General features: G+C 59.1%; 21 protein-coding genes and 1 riboswitch. Of the genes, 10 read left to right on the top strand and 11 right to left on the bottom strand.

Going from position 1 to position 22,760, the window contains the following annotated elements; all coding sequences use genetic code 11:
• The first annotated feature begins 110 nt into the window (after positions 1-110).
• Positions 111-728, top strand: coding sequence for a PAQR family membrane homeostasis protein TrhA (gene trhA / locus ACA069_RS26655; protein WP_489879333.1), 618 nt, complete (start codon positions 111-113; stop codon positions 726-728).
• 41 nt (positions 729-769) lie between these two features.
• Here trhA and ACA069_RS26650 read toward each other — a convergent pair whose 3' ends face one another.
• Together ACA069_RS26650 and ACA069_RS26645 are read right to left on the bottom strand one after the other, a co-directional pair.
• On the bottom strand, positions 770-1,489 hold the full coding sequence (locus ACA069_RS26650; RefSeq protein WP_497615514.1) for a 16S rRNA (uracil(1498)-N(3))-methyltransferase: 720 nt from the start codon (positions 1,487-1,489) through the stop codon (positions 770-772).
• 205 nt (positions 1,490-1,694) lie between these two features.
• Complete coding sequence (locus tag ACA069_RS26645) at positions 1,695-3,101, bottom strand: adenosylmethionine--8-amino-7-oxononanoate transaminase (protein WP_401269311.1); 1,407 nt, start codon at positions 3,099-3,101, stop codon at positions 1,695-1,697.
• 222 nt (positions 3,102-3,323) lie between these two features.
• Between ACA069_RS26645 and ACA069_RS26640 the strand changes: the two genes are divergently transcribed.
• Positions 3,324-5,093 carry a flavin monoamine oxidase family protein gene (locus ACA069_RS26640; protein ID WP_497615513.1) on the top strand — a complete coding sequence of 590 codons (1,770 nt, stop codon included), beginning with the start codon at positions 3,324-3,326 and terminating at the stop codon, positions 5,091-5,093.
• A gap of 375 nt (positions 5,094-5,468) precedes the next feature.
• Here ACA069_RS26640 and ACA069_RS26635 read toward each other — a convergent pair whose 3' ends face one another.
• A complete protein-coding gene (locus ACA069_RS26635; RefSeq protein WP_401269308.1) occupies positions 5,469-5,966 on the bottom strand; it encodes a hypothetical protein in 498 nt (165 codons plus the stop codon).
• 334 nt (positions 5,967-6,300) lie between these two features.
• Between ACA069_RS26635 and ACA069_RS26630 the strand changes: the two genes are divergently transcribed.
• Positions 6,301-6,852, top strand: a complete 552-nt coding sequence (locus ACA069_RS26630; protein ID WP_401269305.1) for a cytochrome b — start codon at positions 6,301-6,303, stop codon at positions 6,850-6,852.
• Positions 6,853-6,883: 31 nt separating this feature from the next.
• A complete protein-coding gene (locus ACA069_RS26625; protein WP_401269302.1) occupies positions 6,884-7,477 on the top strand; it encodes a YceI family protein in 594 nt (197 codons plus the stop codon).
• 67 nt (positions 7,478-7,544) lie between these two features.
• Here the strand turns inward: ACA069_RS26625 and rhlE2 are convergent, their stop codons facing one another.
• From rhlE2 to ahcY, 4 genes are all read right to left on the bottom strand, one after another.
• A complete protein-coding gene (gene rhlE2, locus ACA069_RS26620) occupies positions 7,545-9,425 on the bottom strand; it encodes an RNA helicase RhlE2 (protein ID WP_401269299.1) in 1,881 nt (626 codons plus the stop codon).
• Positions 9,426-9,646: 221 nt separating this feature from the next.
• Positions 9,647-10,459: a substrate-binding periplasmic protein gene (locus tag ACA069_RS26615; RefSeq protein ID WP_187679007.1), complete on the bottom strand. Its 813-nt coding sequence runs from the start codon at positions 10,457-10,459 to the stop codon at positions 9,647-9,649.
• 147 nt (positions 10,460-10,606) lie between these two features.
• A complete protein-coding gene (metF, locus tag ACA069_RS26610; RefSeq protein WP_003229047.1) occupies positions 10,607-11,452 on the bottom strand; it encodes a methylenetetrahydrofolate reductase [NAD(P)H] in 846 nt (281 codons plus the stop codon).
• A gap of 174 nt (positions 11,453-11,626) precedes the next feature.
• Positions 11,627-13,036: an adenosylhomocysteinase gene (gene ahcY, locus ACA069_RS26605; RefSeq protein ID WP_187679716.1), complete on the bottom strand. Its 1,410-nt coding sequence runs from the start codon at positions 13,034-13,036 to the stop codon at positions 11,627-11,629.
• A 23-nt stretch (positions 13,037-13,059) separates the two neighbouring features.
• A riboswitch (S-adenosyl-L-homocysteine riboswitch) is annotated at positions 13,060-13,158 on the bottom strand.
• 197 nt (positions 13,159-13,355) lie between these two features.
• Here ahcY and ACA069_RS26600 point away from each other — a divergent pair.
• Both ACA069_RS26600 and ACA069_RS26595 read left to right on the top strand, forming a co-directional pair.
• On the top strand, positions 13,356-13,763 hold the full coding sequence (locus tag ACA069_RS26600; protein ID WP_095187025.1) for an acyl-CoA thioesterase: 408 nt from the start codon (positions 13,356-13,358) through the stop codon (positions 13,761-13,763).
• Between the two features lie 130 nt (positions 13,764-13,893).
• On the top strand, positions 13,894-14,790 hold the full coding sequence (locus tag ACA069_RS26595; RefSeq protein WP_497615512.1) for a formate/nitrite transporter family protein: 897 nt from the start codon (positions 13,894-13,896) through the stop codon (positions 14,788-14,790).
• A 2-nt stretch (positions 14,791-14,792) separates the two neighbouring features.
• Here ACA069_RS26595 and ACA069_RS26590 read toward each other — a convergent pair whose 3' ends face one another.
• On the bottom strand, positions 14,793-16,082 hold the full coding sequence (locus ACA069_RS26590; RefSeq protein ID WP_497615511.1) for a cation:dicarboxylate symporter family transporter: 1,290 nt from the start codon (positions 16,080-16,082) through the stop codon (positions 14,793-14,795).
• Positions 16,083-16,119: 37 nt separating this feature from the next.
• Positions 16,120-16,533 carry a VOC family protein gene (locus ACA069_RS26585; RefSeq protein WP_187679713.1) on the bottom strand — a complete coding sequence of 138 codons (414 nt, stop codon included), beginning with the start codon at positions 16,531-16,533 and terminating at the stop codon, positions 16,120-16,122.
• Between the two features lie 91 nt (positions 16,534-16,624).
• Here ACA069_RS26585 and ACA069_RS26580 point away from each other — a divergent pair, with 91 nt between their 5' ends.
• Positions 16,625-17,488: a LysR family transcriptional regulator gene (locus ACA069_RS26580; protein ID WP_401272044.1), complete on the top strand. Its 864-nt coding sequence runs from the start codon at positions 16,625-16,627 to the stop codon at positions 17,486-17,488.
• A 30-nt stretch (positions 17,489-17,518) separates the two neighbouring features.
• On the opposite strand, the gene ACA069_RS26575 is transcribed toward ACA069_RS26580, so the two are convergent.
• Positions 17,519-18,781, bottom strand: a complete 1,263-nt coding sequence (locus ACA069_RS26575) for a cation:proton antiporter (protein ID WP_187679711.1) — start codon at positions 18,779-18,781, stop codon at positions 17,519-17,521.
• Positions 18,782-18,938: 157 nt separating this feature from the next.
• Between ACA069_RS26575 and ACA069_RS26570 the strand changes: the two genes are divergently transcribed.
• From ACA069_RS26570 to ACA069_RS26560, 3 genes are all read left to right on the top strand, one after another.
• The gene (locus ACA069_RS26570) at positions 18,939-19,772 is read left to right on the top strand and encodes an EamA family transporter (RefSeq protein ID WP_401272043.1); all 834 of its coding nucleotides are present in this window, start codon (positions 18,939-18,941) and stop codon (positions 19,770-19,772) included.
• A 39-nt stretch (positions 19,773-19,811) separates the two neighbouring features.
• Entirely contained in the window at positions 19,812-20,195 is a 384-nt protein-coding gene (locus ACA069_RS26565; protein WP_401272042.1) for an MAPEG family protein, read from the top strand.
• A 276-nt stretch (positions 20,196-20,471) separates the two neighbouring features.
• Complete coding sequence (locus tag ACA069_RS26560) at positions 20,472-21,443, top strand: IS110 family RNA-guided transposase (protein ID WP_497615510.1); 972 nt, start codon at positions 20,472-20,474, stop codon at positions 21,441-21,443.
• Between the two features lie 72 nt (positions 21,444-21,515).
• Here ACA069_RS26560 and mltA read toward each other — a convergent pair whose 3' ends face one another.
• Positions 21,516-22,688: a murein transglycosylase A gene (gene mltA / locus ACA069_RS26555; RefSeq protein WP_497615509.1), complete on the bottom strand. Its 1,173-nt coding sequence runs from the start codon at positions 22,686-22,688 to the stop codon at positions 21,516-21,518.
• Between the last annotated feature and the right edge of the window lie 72 nt (positions 22,689-22,760).

Here is a 22,760-nt window from a genome sequence, read left to right as displayed (position 1 = left end):
CGCAGCCTTGGGCAGCGCCTACAGGGATCGTGTTTAACGGAAACATTGCGCTTTTACGCTCAAGGCCCGAGCCTTGCGCGCTGCGGTAACGAATTTGAGGTGAGCGATACATGTATCACGGGGAACGATTGAACGCCTGGACGCATCTGGTCGGGGCGGTGGCGGCTTTTATCGGTGGGGTGTGGATGCTGGTGATTGCCTGTCTGGATGGCAGTCCCTGGAAGATTGTCAGTGTGGCGATTTACGCCTTTACCTTGCTGGTGCTCTACAGCGCATCGACCGTGTACCACAGCGTGCGCGGGCGCAAGAAAGCGATCATGAAGAAGGTCGATCACTTTTCGATCTACCTGCTGATCGCCGGGAGTTACACGCCGTTCTGTCTGGTGACCCTGCGCGGGCCGTGGGGCTGGACGCTGTTCGGGATTGTCTGGGGGCTGGCGCTGATCGGCATTCTGCAAGAGATCAAACCGCGCTCCGAGGCGCGGATTCTGTCGATTGTGATCTACGCGGTGATGGGCTGGATTGTGCTGGTGGCGGTCAAGCCGTTATTGGCGGCACTGGGCACCACCGGCTTCGCCTGGCTGGCCACGGGCGGGGTTTTGTACACCGTGGGGATTATCTTTTTTGCCCTGGATCACCGATTGCGGCATGCGCACGGGATCTGGCATCTGTTTGTGATTGCCGGGAGCTTGCTGCACTTTGTGGCGATTATGTTTTACGTCTTGTAGACCGAGGTGCGACTAATCGCTGGCTTGCCAGCGATGGCGCCCTAGAAATCACCCCAAAGTTGCTGGGCCACCGCCAGTGCAACCACCGGCGCGGTCTCGGTACGCAACACTCGCGGTCCGAGGCGTGCAGCATGGAAACCATTGCCCCTGGCCTGCTCGACCTCGGCATCGGACAACCCACCCTCCGGCCCGATCAGGAACGCCAGTGTCGAAGGTTTTGCATGGCTCACCATCGGCTCAGCCACTGGATGCAGTACTAGCTTCAGATCAGCTTCAGTCTGCTTGATCCAGTCTGCCAACAGCACCGGCGGATGAATCACCGGCACCCGCGAGCGCCCGCATTGCTCACAAGCGCTGATCGCCACTTGGCGCCAGTGGAGCAGGCGTTTGTCGGCGCGTTCGTCCTTCAGGCGCACTTCGCAGCGCTCACTGAAGATCGGGGTGATTTCAGTGACGCCCAGTTCGGTGGCTTTCTGAATCGCCCAGTCCATTCGCTCGCCACGGGACAGGCCTTGGCCGAGGTGGATTTGCAGCGGCGATTCGATCTGACCGGCAAGTTGTTCGTCGATCTGCACGACGACGCGTTTTTTGCCGACTTCCACCAGCGATCCGCGAAACTCATGGCCGGAGCCGTCGAACATCTGCACCGCATCGCCCTCGGCCATGCGCAGCACGCGGCTGATGTAATGCGCCTGGGCTTCCGGCAATTCGTGTTGGCCGGTGCTCAGCGGGGCGTCGATAAAGAAGCGGGACAGTCTCATTTCGGGTCTCTAAAAAATGGCTCATAGTCGCTGTGGTACAGAGCTTATGTGGCGAGGGGATTTATCCCCGATGGGGCGCGGAGCGCCCCCAAAATCAGCAACCGAGTTCTTCAGTTGAAAAGTGCGATCAGGGATTGGGGCGGCTTCGCCACCCATCGGGGATGAATCCCCTCGCCACAGGGTTCTAGTCAAACCATCAATCCAATCAGCCCGGATCACGGAAACCGGGATGGAAATCTTTCGGCACCGCCACGCTGACGCTCTCACGCGTAGCGATGTCGATGCCTTCGCTGGCGACGTCGGCGAGGAAGTCGATCTGCTCCGGGGTAATCACGTAGGGCGGCAGGAAATACACCACGCTGCCCAGCGGACGCAGCAACGCGCCACGCTCCAGCGCATGCTGGAACACCTTCAAGCCGCGACGTTCCTGCCAAGGGTAGGCCTCTTTGCTGGCTTTATCCTTGACCATCTCGATGGCCAGCACCATGCCGGTCTGGCGCACTTCCGACACGTTTGGGTGGTCGACCAGATGCGCGGTGGCCGACGCCATGCGTTGGGCGAGCGCCTTGTTGTTCTCGATCACGTTGTCCTGCTCGAAGATATCCAGCGTCGCCAACGCCGCCGCACAGGCCAGCGGGTTGCCGGTGTAGCTGTGCGAGTGGAGAAAGGCGCGCAGGGTCGGATAGTCGTCGTAGAACGCGCTGTAGACCTCGTCGGTGGTCAGGCACGCCGCCAGCGGCAGATAGCCGCCGGTCAGGGCCTTGGACAGGCAGAGGAAGTCCGGACGGATGCCGGCCTGTTCACAGGCGAACATGGTGCCGGTGCGGCCAAAGCCGACGGCGATTTCGTCGTGGATCAGGTGCACGCCATAACGGTCGCAGGCTTCGCGCAGCAGCTTGAGATACACCGGGTGATACATGCGCATGCCGCCGGCGCCCTGGATCAACGGTTCGACGATCACGGCTGCAACGCTGTCGTGATTCTCAGCCAGTGTCTGTTCCATCGCCGCGAACATATTGCGCGAGTGTTCTTCCCAGCTCATGCCTTCGGGGCGCAGGTAGCAATCCGGGCTCGGCACCTTGATGGTGTCCATCAGCAGGGCTTTGTAGGTTTCGGTGAACAGCGGCACGTCACCGACTGCCATCGCCGCCATGGTCTCGCCGTGGTAGCTGTTGGTCAGGGTAACGAAGCGCTTCTTGTTTGGCTGGCCGCGATTGAGCCAGTAGTGAAAGCTCATTTTCAGCGCGACTTCGATGCAGGACGAACCGTTATCGGCGTAGAACACCCGGTTCAGGCCTTGCGGCGTCATCTTTACCAGACGCTCGGACAGCTCGATCACCGGTTGATGGCTGAAGCCGGCGAGAATCACGTGCTCCAGCTGATCGACCTGATCCTTGATGCGCTGGTTGATTCGCGGGTTGGCGTGGCCGAACACGTTGACCCACCAGGAGCTGACCGCGTCGAGGTAGCGCTTCCCTTCGAAGTCTTCGAGCCAGACGCCTTCGCCGCGCTTGATCGGGATCAGCGGCAGCTGTTCGTGGTCTTTCATCTGGGTGCAGGGATGCCACAGCACCGCGAGATCGCGTTGCATCCACTGGTTATTCAGGCCCATTTTCAGTCTCCTCGAGGCGGCTCGCGTCAGGCGCGGGCGAACAATCGCGCAAGCCTATGCAATGCATCGCGCGGGGACAACCCATTGTGTCGATTGAGCTACTTTGTATGAGCCGATAGACGTCGCTGGCGGCGTTTTGATGGCTAACGTATTCTTCGCGGTTCTTTGGGTCGTCTGACCCGCAAAACTGCTTTTTCCTATGTGTTTTCCGGAGTTCGCTGAATGTCTGTCGGTTGGCTGCGCGCCTGTGCGCTGGTGATGTTGGGGCTGTTCAGCGTTACGGCGCTGGCCAAGGATAAAACCGCAATCGTGATCGGTGGCGGCCTTTCGGGTCTGACCGCTGCTTATGAGCTGCAAAACAAAGGCTGGCAGGTGACGCTGCTGGAAGCCAAGCCAGGCATGGGCGGTCGCTCGGGCATGGCCACCAGCGAATGGATCGGCAACGACAAGACGCAGCCGGTGCTGAACAAGTACGTCTCGACCTTCAAACTGGGCACCACGCCGGCCCCGGAATTCGTGCGTACCCCGGGTTATCTGATCGACGGCGAGTATTTCTCCGCCGCTGATCTGGCGACCAAGCAACCGGCCACTGCCGATGCCTTGAAGCGCTACCAGAAAACCCTCGATGATCTGGCGCGTTCGATCGACGATCCGCAAAACCCGGCGGCGACCAGCACCCTGCACGCGCTGGACCAGATCAACGTGTCGAACTGGCTCGACAAGCAAAACCTGCCAGCCACTGCGCGCCAGTTGATCAACCAGGACATCCGCACTCACTACGACGAACCATCGCGTCTGTCGCTGTTGTATTTCGCCCAGCAGAACCGCGTCTATCGCGGCATCTCCGACCGTGACCTGCGCGCCTCGCGTCTGGTCGGCGGCAGCCAGGTGCTGGCGCAGGCCTTCGTCAAACAGATCAAGACCATCAAGACCAACTCACCGGTATCGGCCATCAGCCAGGACAAGGATGGCGTGACCGTCAAGGTCGGCAGTGTCGGTTATCAGTCCGATTACGTGGTGTTGGCCGTGCCGTTGCGTGCGCTGAGCAAGATTCAGCTGACGCCTGCGCTGGATGCCCAGCATATGGCGGCGATCAAGGGCACCAACTACGGCTGGCGCGACCAGATCATGTTGAAGTTCAAGACGCCAGTGTGGGAAAGCAAGGCGCGTATGTCCGGCGAAATCTACAGCAACGCAGGTCTGGGCATGCTCTGGATCGAGCCGGCGCTGAAGGGCGGCGCCAACGTGGTGATCAACCTGTCCGGCGACAACTCCCGTGTGATGCAGGCGTTCGGCGACAAACAGATGGTCGATCAGGTGCTGATCCGTCTGCACGCGTTTTATCCACAGGCCCGTGGCTCGTTCACCGGTTATGAAATCCGTCGCTACAGCACCGACCCGTCGATGGGCGGCGCGTACCTTGCCTACGGCCCGGGCCAGATCAGCAAGTTCTGGCGTATCTGGGAACGTCCGCTGCAACGCGTAGCGTTCGCCGGTGAACACACCGACACCTTGTACCCGGGCACGCTGGAAGGCGCTCTGCGCACTGGTCAGCGTGCGGCCACCCAGGTTGAAGATCTGGCGGCAGGCAAGTCGTTCGAACCGGCCAAAGTGGTGCCGGCCGCAGCAGCGGCAGGCGCGGCGGGTGCCGTGGCGGCGAAGAAGGGCAACTTCTTCAGCAACCTGTTTGGCGGTTCGGATGACGACAAGAAGCCAGAGCCAGCCAAGGCCCCGGAGCCGGCTCCAGCGCCAGTAACTCCAGCGCCTGCGCCAACCCCGGCACCTGCGCCAGCTCCGGTGGAAGCACCGAAACCAGCGGCCCCGGTAAAAGCCGAGCCAGCCAAGAAAGCAGCGGCCAAGCCTGCGGCGACGAAGCCGGCGGCCAAGACCGAAGCGAAAAAAGCTCCGGCCAAACCGGCGGTAAAAAAGGCTGAGCCGGCGAAGAAACCCGCGGCCAAGCCTGCTGCAACGACAGAGACCAAGGCGCAGTAAGCCTTCGCTTCAACAAAAAACGCGGCCAAATGGGCCGCGTTTTTTTTGCAATTAAACCTCCACACTTATCTCTGCTGTGCAGTCTCGAGGCTTACCTCTGCACAGGAAGTTTCCCACATAGTATTCAGAGCGAAATGATAGCGGGCACGCGATCTCAAATTTTATGCTTGGATAAATTGGAGGTGACCCGCTATGAAAATACTTACGATACTGCTCGTGTTATTGACGCTTTCCGGCTGTGCAAATGGCCGTTTTTTTCCGGGCGGATATAGTTCGGAGCTTGCTCACAAATGCAAGATAGACCCTTATAGCGCAGATTGTTTACAGCCGCCGGCTGTTCTCAAGAACTAATCGAAGATGACAGTGCCGGGCCTGTTAGAAATCCCAATCGTATACTTTCGTACCGTCCGGTAAGTTTCTCAGCCATCTTTCCTTTGGCTTTGAGCTTCGTCCTGGGGTAAAGCCAAAGCGCGCCCAGCGTGGACTGCCGGTGCGTTGATCATAGATGACCAGGTTGCCATCATCCTGAATAGTCATACATGTGTGGTACCAGAGGGATTTGTCAGTGGTGTGAGTACTTTCAGCGATCCAAAGGCGGCGTCTGGACGGATCATAAAGAAAGCCGCTATTGCTGATGACGAACTGCAGAGGATCGCGCATGCGTTTCTGATGCAAGGTTTTACTGTAAGGCTGATTTCCATCTGCCACCCAGATTAATGTTTCACCCTCCTTGATCACCAGATTTCCATCGGCCTGTAAGATCAAACGAAATCGACCGTTATCGGATTGCAGATATTGAGGCGCAGACATTGTTTGATTGGCAGGTAGTGTTGATGATCCACTTGCTTGAAACGGCGTATATCGAAGAGCCATGGTTGTATACGTGATCAATAAGTAATGGAGTCGTTATTTGATCAGGCTTGAAGGTGCAATGAGCTATACATAGTTATTGATTGAAAATTTAGCTGTTTGCGGTCTTCCGTAAAGCCGCCTGCCGAGTTCAATACCCCGTATCGCGCCTGATCAGCTAGTAAAAATCGACCAGTCTGTCCCAAGCGCGATGCGGCAAAATCGCCTTTAATCTTTCCTTAACGCATCACTTCCAGACTCTTCATCGTATTTCTCGATATTTCAAAGCGAAATTTTCCGCTTTAATTCGATAGATAACTCGCTAGTCTTGGTTCGCAGTTCTCACAGGATTTGGGCAATGCAGCTACGTAACTCTTCTTCGCGCTATGGTTGGGTCAGCATCTTCATGCACTGGGGCGTGGCGCTGGTGGTCTTCGGACTGTTCGCGCTGGGTCTGTGGATGGTTGGGCTGGATTACTACAGCAGCTGGCGCAAAGACGCGCCGGATCTACACAAGAGCATCGGTCTGGTGCTGCTGGGTGTGATGGTGTTGCGGGTGTTGTGGCGCTTTATCAGCCCACCGCCGCCAACGCTGCAAAGCTACAGCCGCATGACTCGTATCGGCGCCAGGTTCGGCCACGGGTTTCTGTATGTAGGGCTGTTCGCTGTGATGCTTGCCGGTTACCTGATTTCCACCGCAGACGGTGTCGGGATTCCGGTGTTTGGCCTGTTTGAAGTTCCTGCACTGGTTTCCGGGCTACCGGATCAGGCAGATACCGCTGGGGTGATTCATCTCTGGCTGGCGTGGGCGCTGGTAATTTTTTCCGGTCTCCATGCGTTGGCAGCATTGAAGCACCACTTTATCGATCGTGATGCGACCCTCACTCGAATGCTGGGTCGCAAAGCCTGAAGTTCAACCTCGACTCAAAGGAAAAGAAAGCATGTTGAAAAAGACTCTGGCCGCTCTGGCAATCGGTTCTGCCGTGCTGTCCGCCAACGTAATGGCCGCTGACTACACCGTCGACAAAGAAGGTCAGCACGCCTTCGTTGACTTCAAGATCAGCCACCTGGGCTACAGCTTCATCACCGGTACTTTCAAAGACATCGACGGCAAGTTCAGCTTTGACGCTGCCAAGCCTGAAGACAGCAAAATCGAGTTCAACGTCAATACCGCCAGCGTATTCACCAACCATGCCGAGCGCGACAAACACATCGCCAGCGCTGACTTCCTGGACGTGAGCAAGTTCGCCAAAGCGACCTTCGTCTCTACCAGCGTCAAGCCAACCGGCAAGAATGCCGACGGCAAGGTCACTGCTGACGTGACCGGCGACCTGACCTTTCACGGCGTGACCAAGCCAATCGTGGTCAAGGCCACTTTCCTGGGTGAAGGCAAGGATCCATGGGGCGGCTACCGTGCCGGTTTCGAAGGCACTACCAGCATCAAGCGCTCTGATTTCGGCAAGATGATGGTTCTGGGTCCACAGTCCGATAACGTCGATCTGTACATCACGTTTGAAGGTGTCAAAGCGAAATAACTTTCGCGACGGACAAAAAAATGCCCCTGATCTCGCGATCAGGGGCATTTTTTATGGCTGCGTTAAATCAGCGGTTGCGGGTCAGCAACGCTGGTTTCTCGCCGCGCGGACGGCCTGGCAGTTGATCAAGTTGCTCAGGAGTCGGGAAACGATCGGTTTTTGACTCCTTGTGAATGATCTTCGGTGCCGGGCCGCGCGGATTTTGCACGGCAGGTTCCGAACGCGGCTGGTCGTCGGTGCGAGCCGGGCGACGGTTGCGGGACTCTTCGCGACGGGCCTGGCCGTCACGTGGAGCACCGCTGCGCGGGCCGTTGCGCTTGGCCGGCGGAGTGCCGGTGGTGGCGCCATCGCTGCTGCGTGGGCCGCTTTGACGACCCTGAGGCTTACCGCTGCCGCTGCGCGGAGCACCTGCACCCGCTGTCGTGCCTTGTGCCGGAGCACCCGGACGGCGACCACGGCCCTGAGCCGGTTTGGCTTGAGGAACGTAATCAACGCGGTTACCGAAGTTATCGACATCGTCGTCGAGGAACTCGTCCGGTGCACGATCGGCAGCGGCGCGTGGCGGCTGCGATGGCTGACGCTGTTCACGGGCCGGGGTGCCTTCGCGCGGCTTCTGCTGACGGGCAGGACGCTCGCCACGTTCGCCGGCCGGTTTTTCCTTGCCCTTGTCCTTGCCTTTGTCTTTACGACCGCCGCCACCGCCGCCGCCATTCGGGCCGTCGCCGCGTGGGCCGCGAGGATTGCGCGGGTTGCGCACGTCCGGACGCTCACGCACTTCCGGCTTCTCGGCTTCAATGGTGCTCGAGTCGAAGCCCATCAGGTTGCCATCGGCAATCTTCTGCTTGGTCATGCGCTCGATGCTTTTCAGCAGCTTTTCTTCGTCCGGTGCTACCAGCGAGATCGCCTCACCCGAACGACCGGCGCGGCCAGTACGGCCGATACGGTGTACGTAATCTTCATCGACGTTCGGCAGTTCGAAGTTGACCACGTGTGGCAACTGGTCGATGTCCAGACCGCGAGCGGCGATGTCGGTCGCTACCAGAATGCGCACTTCGCCAGCCTTGAAGTCGGCCAGGGCTTTGGTGCGGGCGTTCTGGCTCTTGTTGCCGTGGATCGCCACAGCCGGCAGGCCGTGCTTGTCCAGGTACTCGGCCAGACGGTTGGCGCCGTGCTTGGTGCGGGTGAACACCAGCACCTGCTCCCAGGCGCCTGCGGTGATCAGGTGCGCCAGCAGTGCACGCTTGTGGCTGGCCGGCAGACGGAACACGCGTTGCTCGATGCGCTCGACCGTGGTGTTCGGCGGCGTCACCTCGATGCGTTCCGGGTTGTGCAGCAGTTTGCCGGCGAGGTCGGTGATGTCTTTGGAGAACGTTGCCGAGAACAGCAGGTTCTGGCGCTTGGCCGGCAGACGCGCGAGGACTTTCTTCACGTCATGGACGAAGCCCATGTCGAGCATGCGGTCGGCTTCGTCGAGCACAAGAATTTCGACGTGGGACAGATCGACGCTGCCCTGGCCGCACAGGTCGAGCAAACGACCCGGGCAAGCAACGAGGACGTCAACGCCACGGGACATGGCCTGAACCTGCGGGTTCATGCCGACGCCGCCAAAAATGCAGGCGCTGACGAATTTCAGGTCACGGGCGTAGATCTTGAAGCTCTCGTGAACCTGGGCCGCGAGTTCGCGGGTCGGGGTCAGGACCAGTACGCGTGGTTGGCGCGGGCCGTGACGCTGGGATTTGTCCGGGTGACCGTTAGGGAACAACCGCTCCAGAATCGGAAGGGCGAAACCGCCGGTTTTACCAGTACCTGTCTGAGCCGCAACCATCAGGTCGCGACCTTGCAACACGGCGGGAATGGCCCGCTGTTGCACCGGAGTAGGCTCGGTATAGCCCGCATCTTCGATGGCGCGGACTAAAGCCTCGGAGAGACCGAGGGAAGCAAAGGACATGAGTAATCCTGTTTTAGTTAGGGCTTGGCCCAATGGGAGTCTTGCCTGGCGCGAATAGCGTTTAAGAGGACGCAATCCCGTCCGGTCCTGCTGCGGTTCCGAAGGCACGTCTGGAGTGCTCGCGCGGGCTGAAAGCTGCGCTGTAGCGGGTCGAGAGGCCTGTTACGGTTCCGGGCGTCCGGGCGTGAGCCTGGCGGGAACGCCGGAGTATAACAGAGCAATCACTGCGCGCTGCTTTCCTGCTGCTCAACGGTTTTGCTGCTCGCCGAGACATTCCCCAGTGGCGTGGCTCCGGTTGGCGCTGCGCCATAACGCGCGCTCAGCTCGGCATAGGCCGGTTCACGCTTGAATCGCTTGAGCTCGGCGCCAAAACGCTGCACCAGTAAATCCATACCAGCATTGCGCCGAACCGCAAGAAATTGGCTCTGACGGCTAATGACAGTGGGGTTTTCGCTGATCTGGTCACGGATATTCAACTGATCGAGCAAATGCTGGCCGACGCGGCGATCAGTAATCAGCAAATCGATACGCCCGCGCACCAGTTTTCCGAAATTGGCTTCGTGGGTCGGCGCCGGTTCGCGGGTGAACAGAGTCGATTCGCTGAAGTCGGGGCTGTACAGATAACCCGGCGAGGTGCCGATGGTCAGGCCTTTGAGCTCTTCAAGTGTGCTGAACGGGTGCGGCCGGTCGTTGGCGTAGAACATCACGAACTCGACGTCCGACAGCGGTTCGCTGGGGTAGAGCAGGGTGGCGTCGCGCTCGTCGCTGTGAAAAATGTCCAGTGCGCCATCAGCCTGACCGGTTTCAAGCATCGACAGACAACGCTTCCACGGCAGGAATTGCCATTCGACCTCAATGCCCAGGCGCTTGAACACGATGGCCGTGGTTTCGTAGTCCAGCCCGAGGTTCTTGCCGTTCTCCTCATAGACATAAGGCGCCCACGGCTCGGTGACAATACGCAACTTCTCGCCCCGAGCGGCGAAGCTCAGGCAAGCAAAAACCAGCACGGCGAATAATTGCGTGATCAAAGGCATGGCTTGAGATTACGACGAGAAACCGCAAAGAGCCAGAAAGTGACAGCACAGGCTCTAATTCGGGGATTCAAACGCAAAAAATCGCAGCCACAACAACCCCTGTAGGAGTTGCCGAAGGCTGCGATCTTTTGATCTTGCTTGTAGCGTTTAGCGCGGCAACTTCAGGTTATTCCAGATCGCCAGGCTAGGTTCGGCCTGGTTCATGGAATAGAAGTGCAGCCCTGGTGCGCCGCCCTGAAGCAGGCGTTCGCACATTTCGCTGACGACTTGCTCGCCAAAGCGCTGAATGCTTTGGCTGTCGTCGCCGTAGGCTTCCAGTTGCTTGCGGATCCAGCGCGGGATTTCCGCACCGCAGGCATCGGAGAAGCGCGCGAGTTTGCTGTAGTTGGTGATCGGCATGATCCCCGGCACCACCGGAATATCCACGCCCAGCGCCTGCAAACGGTCGACGAAGTAGAAGTAGCTGTCGGCGTTGAAGAAGTACTGGGTGATCGCGCTGTCGGCGCCGGCGCGGGCCTTGCGCACGAAATTGGCGAGATCGTCTTCGTAATTGCGCGCCTGCGGATGCATCTCCGGGTAAGCGGCAACTTCGATGTGGAAATGATCGCCGGTTTCTTCACGAATGAATTCAACCAGTTCATTGGCGTGACGCAGCTCACCGCTGGTCATGCCCATGCCGGACGGCAGATCACCACGCAGGGCGACGATGCGCTTGATGCCGGCAGCCTTGTACTCGTTCAGCAGGCCGCGCAGGTCGTCCTTGCTGTCGCCGACGCACGACAGGTGCGGTGCGGCGGGTACTTTGACTTCGCTTTCCAGTTGCAAAACGGTGTTGAGGGTGCGATCACGGGTCGAACCACCAGCGCCATAGGTGCAGGAGAAGAAATCGGGATTGTACGTTGCCAACTGACGGGCAACGTTGAGCAGCTTTTCATGCCCAGCATCGGTCTTGGTCGGGAAGAACTCGAAGCTGTAGCGACGGTCTTGGGACATGGTCATACCCTTGGAAACACGTAAGCCGGACGCTGCACCCCTGTAGGAGCTGCCGCAGGCTGCGATCTTTGAAAATCAAAAGATCGCAGCCTGCGGCAGCTCCTACACAGAGCGGTCAGCAGCGCCAGTCAGGCAACGCGGTGCGCCAGGCACACCGCGTTGACGCTCAGCCAATCAGTAGCGGTAAGCGTGCGGCTTGAACGGGCCTTCGACGGTCACGCCGATGTAGTCAGCCTGTTGCTTGGTCAGTTGAGTGACCACGCCGCCGAAGCCGCGAACCATTTCCAGGGCCACTTCTTCGTCGAGTTTCTTCGGCAGTACTTCAACGGTCAGACGCTCGGCTTTCTGGGCTGGCGACAGGTCGGCGTACTTCTGGCCAAACAGGAAGATTTGCGCCAGCACCTGGTTGGCGAACGAACCGTCCATGATGCGGCTCGGGTGACCCGTGGCGTTGCCCAGGTTCACCAGACGGCCTTCGGCCAGCAGGATCAGGTAGTCGTCGTTCTGTGCGTCGAACGCGCCAGCACCGGTGCGGTGGATCTTGTGTACCTGTGGCTTCACTTCTTCCCATGCCCAGTTCTTGCGCATGAAAGCAGTGTCGATTTCGTTGTCGAAGTGACCGATGTTGCAGACAACAGCGCGCTTCTTCAGGGCTTTGAGCATGTTGGAGTCGCAAACATTGACGTTACCGGTGGTGGTCACGATCAGGTCGATCTTGCCCAGCAGCGCTTTGTCGATGCTTGCTTCGGAACCGTCGTTGATACCGTCGATGAACGGCGAAACCAGTTCGAAACCGTCCATGCACGCTTGCATGGCGCAGATCGGGTCAACTTCGGAAACTTTAACGATCATGCCTTCCTGACGCAGGGACTGAGCCGAGCCCTTGCCCACGTCACCGTAACCGATGACCAGCGCTTGCTTGCCGGACAGCAGGTGGTCGGTACCGCGCTTGATCGCATCGTTCAGGCTGTGACGGCAGCCGTACTTGTTGTCGTTCTTGGACTTGGTCACCGAGTCGTTGACGTTGATGGCCGGGATTTTCAGCTCGCCCTTGGCCAGCATGTCCAGCAGACGGTGTACGCCGGTGGTGGTTTCTTCGGTCACGCCGTGAACGCGATCCAGCACCTGTGGGTATTTCTTGTGCAGCAGCTCGGTCAGGTCGCCGCCGTCGTCGAGGATCATGTTGGTGTCCCATGGCTGGCCATCCTTCAGGATGGTCTGCTCCAGGCACCACTCGTACTCTTCTTCAGTTTCGCCTTTCCAGGCGAAAACCGGGATGCCGGCAGCAGCGATAGCGGCAGCAGCCTGATCCTGAGTCGAGAAAATGTTGCAGGACGACCAGCGAACTTCGGCACCCAGGGCAACCAGGGTTTCGATCAGCACGGCAGTCTGAATGGTCATGTGGATGCAGCCGAGGATCTTGGCGCCTTTCAACGGCTGTTCGCCGGCGTACTTGCGACGCAGACCCATCAGGGCCGGCATTTCCGATTCGGCGATGATGGTTTCGCGACGGCCCCAGGCAGCCAGGGACATGTCGGCAACTTTGTAATCGGTAAAATCTGCAGGCGTGGTAACAGCGCTCATGAAGAGCCTCCATTCGTAATGTATGCGAATGGGCGCCGTTGTGCGTTTAGTGTCCGGCCAAGGCCAGTCAACGCCCCATCCGAGCCTGACAGGATGAACCTGCTGCAGCGCCCCTCGGACAGGTGGCGGGAAAACGGTAGCAAGTGAAGGTTACCGTTTTGAAACGGGTGCGATTATAGCCGTCTAGACTGATCTTCCAAAGGGTTTCTGTCGGCCAAATGAAGATCGCTAATGGCGACCATAGTCGAAACCGCATGGAGCCTGACCGCTCGGTCTGCCAAGATGGCGCCCATCTTTCGGCAAACGCTCAGGAGTGAACATGAATTTCCACACCCGCAAATGGGTAAAACCCGAAGACCTGAACCCCAACGGCACCCTGTTCGGCGGTAGCCTGCTGCGCTGGATCGACGAAGAGGCGGCCATCTACGCCATCGTTCAGTTGGGCAATCAGCGCGTGGTGACCAAGTACATCTCCGAAATCAACTTCGTCAGCGCCTCGCGCCAGGGCGACATCATCGAACTGGGCATCACCGCCACCGAGTTCGGCCGCACCTCGATCACGCTGACCTGTGAAGTGCGCAACAAGATCACCCGCAAGAGCATTCTCACCGTCGAGAAAATGGTTTTCGTGAATCTGGGCGAAGACGGCTTGCCGGCACCGCACGGGCGCACGGAGATCAGGTACGTCAAAGATCAGTTCAAGGAAGATGAATCGCTCACTAACTGATATCGGCGTTGGCCTCTTCGCGAGCCTGCTCGCGAAAGCGATCTTGTAGTCGCAGAAGTTTTCCTCAGACCACTGAACAGCTGTTGACGGCGTGGGTCGTAGCTAAAAGCCCCCAACCGGTTCCCACGCCATGACCACTCCGACAGACGGCAAGACCCCCGACCTCTCGGCCAAAGAGCAACACGAAGTCGAGAAAAGCCAGCCGCCCCGCGCGGCGGTTCTGCATGAAATCATCCGCTCCCAAGGCGATCAGGAATTGGAGCGCAGCATCGCCGCACTATGGTGGTCGGCACTCGCCGCCGGCCTGACCATGGGCCTGTCGCTGATGGGGATGGGGCTGCTCACCTCGCGGTTGCCCGACGGCGACGAATTCAAGGTGATTGCCAGTTTCGGCTACTGCGCAGGCTTTCTCGCGGTGATTCTCGCCCGCCAGCAACTGTTCACCGAAAACACCCTGACTGCCGTGCTGCCAGTGATGACCAAACCGACCCTGCTCAATTTCGGCCGGCTGATCCGCCTTTGGACGGTGGTGCTGTTTGGCAATCTGTGCGGCACGATTCTGGTGGCGTACGTGATGCTGGAACTGCCGATCTTCGACACCAAGACGGATCACGCCTTTCTTGAAATCGGCCGCAAGGTCATGGAAAACCATGCCAGTCAGATGTTCGCCAAGGGCATTATTTCTGGTTGGATGATTGCCACCATGGTCTGGATGATCCCGTCCATGGAGAGCGCGAAGATGTGGATCATCATCCTCATCACCTACCTCATGGCGCTCGGCGATTTCACCCACATCGTGGTGGGTTCGGCAGAAGTGTCATATCTGGTGTTTGCCGGCGAATTGCCGTGGAGTGATTTCTGGATGGTGTTCGCCGGGCCGACCTTGGCGGGCAACATCATCGGCGGCAGTTTCATTTTTGCCCTGATCAGTCATGCACAGATCCGCAGCGAGAGCGGGGCGCCAAAGGCTGATAAACCAGACGCTGGCGAACCCCGCGACGATGATTCCGACCGCAAGACGCAATAGTTTCAGGCCTTGAATGGCGGGCTGAGCGGTTCTGTAGCCGGCTCGCTCTCAGGGGCCTTGAGCTGTCCTTCCCAACGAGCGATGACCAGCGGCGCCAAGGCGTTGCCCAACACATTGAGCGCGGTCACCGGCATGTCCATCAATCGGTAGACACCGGCGATGATGGCCACGCCTTCCACTGGCAATCCGGCGGCGGTCAGGGTGGCGGTCAGGATGATGAACATGAAGCCCGGAACCCCCGCCGCGCCTTTGGACGTCAACACCATGATCAGCACCAGCATCGCCTGATCGGCCAGACCCAGGTCGATGCCGTAGGCCTGGGCGATGAACAGCGTGCCCAGCCCGGCGAACAGTGAAGCGCCGTCGAGATTGAACGAGTAACCCAGTGGAATGACCATGCTGGTGATTGGGCGTGGCGCCCCATATCGCTCCATTTTCTCGATCAGTTGCGGCATCACCGTGGCCGAGGCGGCGCTGCTGTAAGCCAGTAGCAGCTCACTGCGGATCTCTCGCACAAGGTGGAAAAACCGGACCCCGGCCATTCGCGCCACCACTCCCAGCACGCACAGCGCGAACAGAAGTACCGCCACATAGGTGATACCAATCAGCTTGGCCAGCGGCAGCAAGGCACTGAGACCGAAACTGGCCACGGTCACCCCGATCAGGCCGAAGATCCCTATCGGCGAATAGTGCATGACCAGATGCGTGACCTTGAACATGGTGTCCGAGACTGCCTGCATCACGGCGATCAACGGTGCTTTTTGCTGCTCTGGCAGCATCGACAAGGCGCAGCCGAACAGGATGGCGAAAAACAGCACTGACAGCAGTTTGCCCTGGGACATGGCCAGCACGATGTTGTCCGGAACGATGTTGACCAGGGTGCGGCCCAGGTTCTGCGTTTCGCCCGTGCTGACCAGGCCGGACACCGGCGACTGCAGCGTGCTGCTGAAGTCGGCTCCAGCACCCGGTTGGAATACATTGCCGACGACCAGGCCGAAGACAATGGCGATGCTGGTGATCGTGAAGAAATACACCAGCGTCTTGATCCCGACTCGCCCCAGAGCCTTGGTGCTGCCTGCCCCGGCAATGCCGACTACCATGCACGCAAAGACCAGCGGTACGACGATCATCTTCATCAGTCTGATGAACAGATCGCCTGCCGGTTGCAGCAGGTTGTCGATGAACCAGAGCTTGTGTTCGGGAAACTGGTTGAGAAGGATGCCGACGATTATTCCGGCCGCCAGCCCGATCATGATGCGGGTGACAAGGCTGGTAGGTTTCCTGGTAGTCATGTTTTGCCCCTTTTTTCTTGTGTTTGTTGGGGGAAGCTCAGTGTGCGAAAAGACCGGCGAAATCCTTGAAACCCTTGACCTCAATCGGGTTGCCGCTGGGGTCGAGAAAGAACATCGTGCGCTGCTCGCCGGGTTCGCCGGCGAAGCGGATTACCGGTGGAATTTCAAAAACAGTGCCGAGGCGGTTCAGGCGCTCGGCCAACGCCAGCCACTCCTCCAGCGGCAGCACGACGCCAATGTGCGGCATCAACACTTTGTGCTCGCCGACTTGGCCGGTGCGCGTGGTGGCAAAGGGTGTGCCCACGTGCAGCGAGATCTGGTTGCCGAAAAAATCGAAGTCGACCCAGGTCTCGGTACTGCGGCCTTCGGTGCAGCCCAACACATCTCGATAAAAAGTCCGCGCCTGTTCCAGGTCGCAAACATGGTATGCAGCGTGAAAAGGTCTGTTCATGTGATGTCCCCAAGTGAAGGAGCGCTCAGGGTAAACAGACCGTGCGGCGGGGCATAACGGCTTCGCCTTGTTCTGAGCGAAAGGAAAACTTATGGATGTCAGGTTCTTGAACAGTCTGGTCGCGGTGGTTGAAGCCGGTTCGATTGCGGCGGCCGCGCGGCGAGAAAATCGCACCGCAGCAGCAATCAGTCAGCGTGTCCAGGCGCTCGAACGCGCGCTGGGTTGCACGTTACTGCTGCGTACCGCGCACGCCGCCCGGCCCTCGGACCAATGCTTGCTGATCCTGCCGAAGATCAGGGCGATCATCGAACTGGCGCAGGAGTTACACGGCGACCTGCACCACGATGGGCTGTTCGGTGAAGTGACAATCGGCGCAATTTCCACCGCGCTGACCGGCGTGTTGCCGGGCTTGATCGAGCGACTGGCGCTTTCGGCACCGGATTTAAAGCTGAAGATCACCCCCGGCGATTCAAAAAGTCTTTATGAGAAGGTGCTCGCTGGGGAGCTGGACGCGGCGATTCTGGTCAGGCCACCGTTCCAGCCGCCGAAAGCCTTGGCGCTGACTGTGCTCAAGGTCGAGCCGCTGATTCTGGTTGCCCCGGCCAGGCATGCCGGGCAGTCACTTGAAGCGCTGCTGCGCGAACATCCATTCATTCGTTATGACGCGCGCTCTTGGGGTGGGCAGATTGCCCAGCGCTACCTCGATGAACAGGTGATCGAGCCGAATGTGCTGTGCGAACTGGATGCGCTGGAGACCATCGTCATGCTGGTCGCACAGGGGATGGGCGTATCGCTGGTGCCGCAATGGGCAGGGATGGCACTGGACGGCTTGTGCGTCATGCCGGTGGGCGGCGGGCAGCGTTACACGCGGGAGTTGGTGGTGATGCATGGTTCGACACCGCACCGCCCGTTGGCGATGCGGCATCTGCTTGACCTGCTGGGCAGTGCGTCGTGAAGGACTCCGCGACGGTGCCGCGTTGAGGCGTCAGTGTGCGGGTTGCGTCACATCACCCGGCTCGTTGCGAGTCGCGTGCTTGACCAGTTTGCCGATGGTCAGACCCTGCAACAGGATCGACGACAGCACCACGATGTAGGTGATGCTCAGCAGCAGATCACGTTCCGCGCCCAGCGGCAGGGCCAGCGCCAGTGCCACCGAAACACCACCGCGCAAACCGCCCCACGTCAGGATCCGGATGGTGCCGCTCGGCACTGTGCGCCAGCGCCGCAGCAGCAGGATCGCCGGGGCCACGGTCAGCAGACGTGACAACAGAATCGCCACCGCCAGCAAACTTGCCGCTGCCACATGCAACCAGTTGAACGGCAGCAGCAACAGTTCCATACCGATCAACGCAAACAGCAGCGCGTTGAGCATGTCATCGAGCAGCTCCCAGAAGCCGTCGAGGTATTTGCGCGTCATGTCATTCATCGCCAGGTTGCGGCCCAGGTTACCGATGATCAGACCGGCGACCACCATCGCAATCGGCGCGGAGACGTGCAGCTCGGACGCCATCGCCGAACCGCCGATCACCAGTGCCAGGGTCAGCATCACTTCGATCTGGTGTTGCTCGATGCTTTTGATCATCAGGTAGACCAGATAACCGATCAGCCCACCGAACAGCACACCGCCGATGGCTTCGTGAGCGAACAGCATGGCGGTGGCGCCGACGGTCGGGGTCTCGCCGAGTTGGGCGATGCCCAGCAACACGGTGAATACCACAACCGCAGTGCCGTCGTTGAACAGTGACTCGCCGACGATCGTGGTTTTCAGTGGTTTCGACGCGTTGGCGGTACGCAATACGCCGAGCACCGCGATCGGGTCGGTCGGGGAAATCAGTGCGCCGAAAAGCAGGCAGTAGAGGAAGCTCACGTGCCAGCCGAACAGGGCAAAAATGTAATAGGCGAGGCTGCCGATCACGGCGGTGGCGATCAACACACCGAAGGTTGCCAGCAGGCCGATGGGCCAGCGGTAGCTGCGCAGGTCGTTCAGGTTGACGTGCAGGGCGCCGGCGAACAACAGGAACGAGAGCATCCAGTTCATCAGCAGATCGCCGAAGTCGATCTGGCCGATCAGTTGTTCCACGCGTTCTTCGAGGCCTGGATAGCCGAGCAGGCTCAGGCCTTGCAGCAGCAGGGAGAACAGCAGAGCGGTGACCATCACGCCGATGGTGGGTGGCAGGCCGATGAAGCGGAAATTGACGAAGGTGAGGAGGGTGGTGAGGCAGATGAAAGCGGCTACGAGTTCAAGCATCCGGGGTCCTTTGGATGAGGAGTGGAAAGACAGCGCACCGATTCTTCGGGGCAAGGGTTGGATGGGTTGATTCGGGGCGGGGACACAACTGTGTCCCCTCAGTTGGTCAGCCGCACACATTGGTGTAGGGTCAACCATAAAAATCAAGGAGTGAAACGTGTTGGCGACAGCTCTGGTGTTGGTGGCGGCGCTGTTGCATGCGGCGTGGAATACCCTGATCAAATTCAGCGCCGAACGGCTGCTGGTGGTGGCGTGCATGGACACCGTGGCGCTGCTGGTTGTCGCCATTGCGCTGCCCTTCGTGAGTTTGCCGCCTGCGCAGATCTGGCCGTGGATTCTCGCTTCGGCAGCCTTCGAGTTGCTCTATCGCTATCTGCTGATTCAGGCCTATCGGGTCGGCGACCTCGGGCTGGTCTATCCGTTGATGCGTGGTTTGTCGCCGCTGGTGGTGCTGGCGCTGACCCTGATTTTTGCCGGTGAAGTGCTGACCACGCAGCAGATCTTCGGGATCATGCTGATTCCATTCGGCATGGTTTGCCTGCTGTGGCAGGGCGGTGGCGGGAAGCATTTGCCATGGTCAATGCTGCCGGTGGTGGCGCTGATTGGCCTGTGCATCGGTAGCTACACCTACATCGATGGGCAGGCGCTGCGGCGCTGGTCGCATCCGCTGGATTATCTGGTCTGGGTCACGCTGCTCAGCGCCTGGCCGTTTCCGCTGCTGGCGTGGGTCGCCAAACGCCCGGCGTTCATGCAGTTCTGGCGTGAACAATGGAAGCTGGGGCTGACGGTCGGATTCTGCGTGTTGTTCAGCTACGCTCTGGTGCTATGGGCGATGCAGTTGGGCTCGATTGCGGAAGCGGCGGCGTTGCGCGAGATCAGTGTGATTCTGGTGGTGCTGTTCGGCATGCGCTACCTGAAAGAACCTTTTGGCCGGCCACGGCTCTTAGCCTGTGGGTTGGTGCTGATCGGCATGCTGGTGATGAAGTTCTGACCGCCCGCGAATTCTATAACTCGAAAAAAGGACGGCGTTATGACGGTGGCTCTGTGGTGTGTGTTGATCGCGATCTTCTTGCCGTATGTGTGCACGATTGTGGCCAAGGCCTCGGGCGGTTTCAGGCTGAGGGACAATCACGATCCCCGGGATTTTCTCGACAGCGTTGATGGTGTGGCCCGGCGGGCGCATGCGGCGCAACTGAACAGTTTCGAAGTGATGCCGGCGTTTGCCGTGGCGGTGATCGTCGCGCATCTGGTGGGGACTGCGGAGCTGGTGACGGTGAATGTGCTGGCGGTACTGTTTATCACCAGTCGCCTGCTGTACATCATCTGCTACCTGGCGGACTGGGCGGTTCTGCGTTCGCTGGTGTGGTTTGTGGGGATGGGGCTGATTGCTTCGTTCTTCTTTGTGTCTGTGTAGAAAAACAGGATCAAGAGATCGCCGCCTGCGGCAGCTCCTTGTATCTCGACTATCGCTCCGTCAGGAGCGATAGTTCTCGACTGATCATCGAGGGAGGGACTTGGAAGCCGTGCAGCTCCTTAGGCTTTTTGCCTGTGATGTAGATCGTGCTCCAGCCCTCCACACTCACTCGTATAGTTCGAACGGTATCTTGGGCCCGTCTCTGGCGAGAGCCCGCATTCGCAAGGTTGGACAGAGTGCAGTGATGATCGAAAACGGATTAATGGAGAAACGGTCATGTCCAATTTCGTCGGCGTCGATGTCGCTAAAAACACCTTTGATATCGCTACTCACCTGCCAAACGGCAAGCACAAAACCAAAGCCAAACTGGCTAACGACTCAAAAGGTTTCAAAGAGTTTGACGCCTGGTTGAACAAGCAGGTCGAGCCTACAGCCCTGATCGTGATGGAAGCCACCAGCGTTTATCACCTGGAACTTGCCGAGTTCGTCTACAACAAGGGTTACCAGGTCTGCGTCGTCAATCCGGCTACGACCCACGCTTACGCCGACAGCGAGCTGCGCCGGATAAAAACCGACAAAAGCGACGCCAAATTGATCGCTGACTTTGCTCGGGAAAAGGCTGAAAAGCTTCAGCTTTGGGCTCCAGAGCCGCTGAAATATCGTCAGCTAAAGGCGATGGTACGTCGCTTGGATGACCTTCAGGAAATGGAGCAAATGGAGCTCAATCGCCTGGATGTATCCGACGAAAAGGTCAAAGACTCGATCAACTCTGTGCTGCGTCACATCGAGAAAGAGATCGTTGAAACTCACAAAGCAATCAAAAAACACATCGACGATGATCCAGACATGCGCCAAATGCGCGACTTGATCGTGACCATCGACGGTATCGGCCAGAAAACCCTTGAGCGGCTGCTGGCCGAGTTGGGCGACCTGCGTAAATATGACGACCCTCGCAAGCTGGTCGCTGCCGCCGGGTTGAACCCAAAGCTGCAGGACTCGGGAAAGTTCAAAGGCAGAACAGTGATTTCGAGAATCGGATCGGCTCGCGTTCGGGCGGGTCTATACATGCCTGGGTTGGTTGCACTGAAGCACAACAAGGCAATCATCGCCATGAAGGACCGCTTGAAGGCCAACGGCAAGGCCCCCAAGCAAATCATCTGTGCAGCGATGCGCAAACTCCTACATTTTGTCTACGCCGTTCTTAAATCGGGCCAGCCATTTGACCCGAAAATTGCCCTTGCCCGATGAGGGGCAAGACGGTATCTACAGAGGACTTCGCGTTTCCCTGTAGGCGCTGCCGCAGGCTGCGATCTTTTGCTTTTATGGCTTATCTGCCACCTGCGGCACTTGCGGCAACGCCGCGCCTTTTGGCCAGAGCATCCAGATCTGCCCCTGCTGTTTCATGTCCCCGGCCAATTGCCCGGCCGCATCACCGGTGCCCCAGAACAGATCCGCACGCACCTCGCCGGCAATCGCACCGCCGGTATCCTGCGCTGCCACTGGCCGCACCAGTGCCGTGCCATCCGGGCGAGTGGTCGATAGCCACAACAGGCTGCCCAACGGAATAACCTTGCGATCCACTGCAGCGCTATAGCCGGCCGTGAGTGGCACGTTCAGCGATCCGCGCGGGCCTTCGTTGCTGTCGGGGTTACGGGTGAAGAACACGTAGCTCGGGTTGCTGCCCAGCAGTTCCGGGATGCGCGACGGGTTGGCCTTGGCCCAGTTGCTGATCGCGCCCATGGTCACGTCTTCTTTTTTCAGCTCGCCTTGCTCGACCAGCCAGCGGCCGATGGGCCGGTACGGATGGCCGTTTTGGTCGGCGTAGGCGATGCGGAGCTGTTTCCCGTCTTGTGTCTGGATCCGCCCGGAACCCTGGATCTGCAGAAACTGCAGGTTCATCGGATCGGTGAGGTAGGCCACCACCGGTGCTTTCACGCCTTTCGATTCAATGGTCGCTGAGTCGTCGTACGGCTTGAGCACCCGACCTTCCAGGCGCCCGCGCAGGCGCTTGCCTTTAAGCTCCGGATAAATGCTGTCCAGCGAAACAATGATCATGTCCTCGGGCACGCCGTAAACCGGTACGTTCGCCGTTTCGGTTGGCGTAAGGCTGCCGGGGTAGACCGGCTCGTAGTAGCCAGTGATCAGACCGTTGGGGTTGTCGTTCTCCGCGCGCAGGCCGAAGACATCAAGATTCTGTTTGAGAAAGGCGCGGATCTCGTTGGCGTTCTGCGGCACGTTGGCTGCCGCTGCGCAGGTAGTGCCCCAGACCGGATCGGCCTTGAGTCGAGTACAGGCGCTGCGCCACGAACCGAAACCGGCGACCAGATCGCTATCGGACACCGCCGGCAGTGCTTCCCACGTCGCGGTGGAATAAGTGGCCAGCGCATGGGTTTTCGGCTTGGCGCTGTCGCCACCGGTGCAGCCGGCAAGAATGGCCAGCAATGGCAGGGTCGTGATCAGTGGGTGACGCCAGGCCTTGAGACGGCTGTTCATGCAGTGATTCCTGTGCCGGTTGCCTCAGTGCTCCATGCGCTCAAGCAACCCGTATTTTTAATAGGGCTATTG

It is taken from the genome of Pseudomonas sp. LBUM1652 (genome assembly GCF_059716105.1).
The sequence above is the reverse complement of the archived record's forward strand: the minus strand, read 5'-3'. Positions and strand labels throughout refer to the sequence as shown.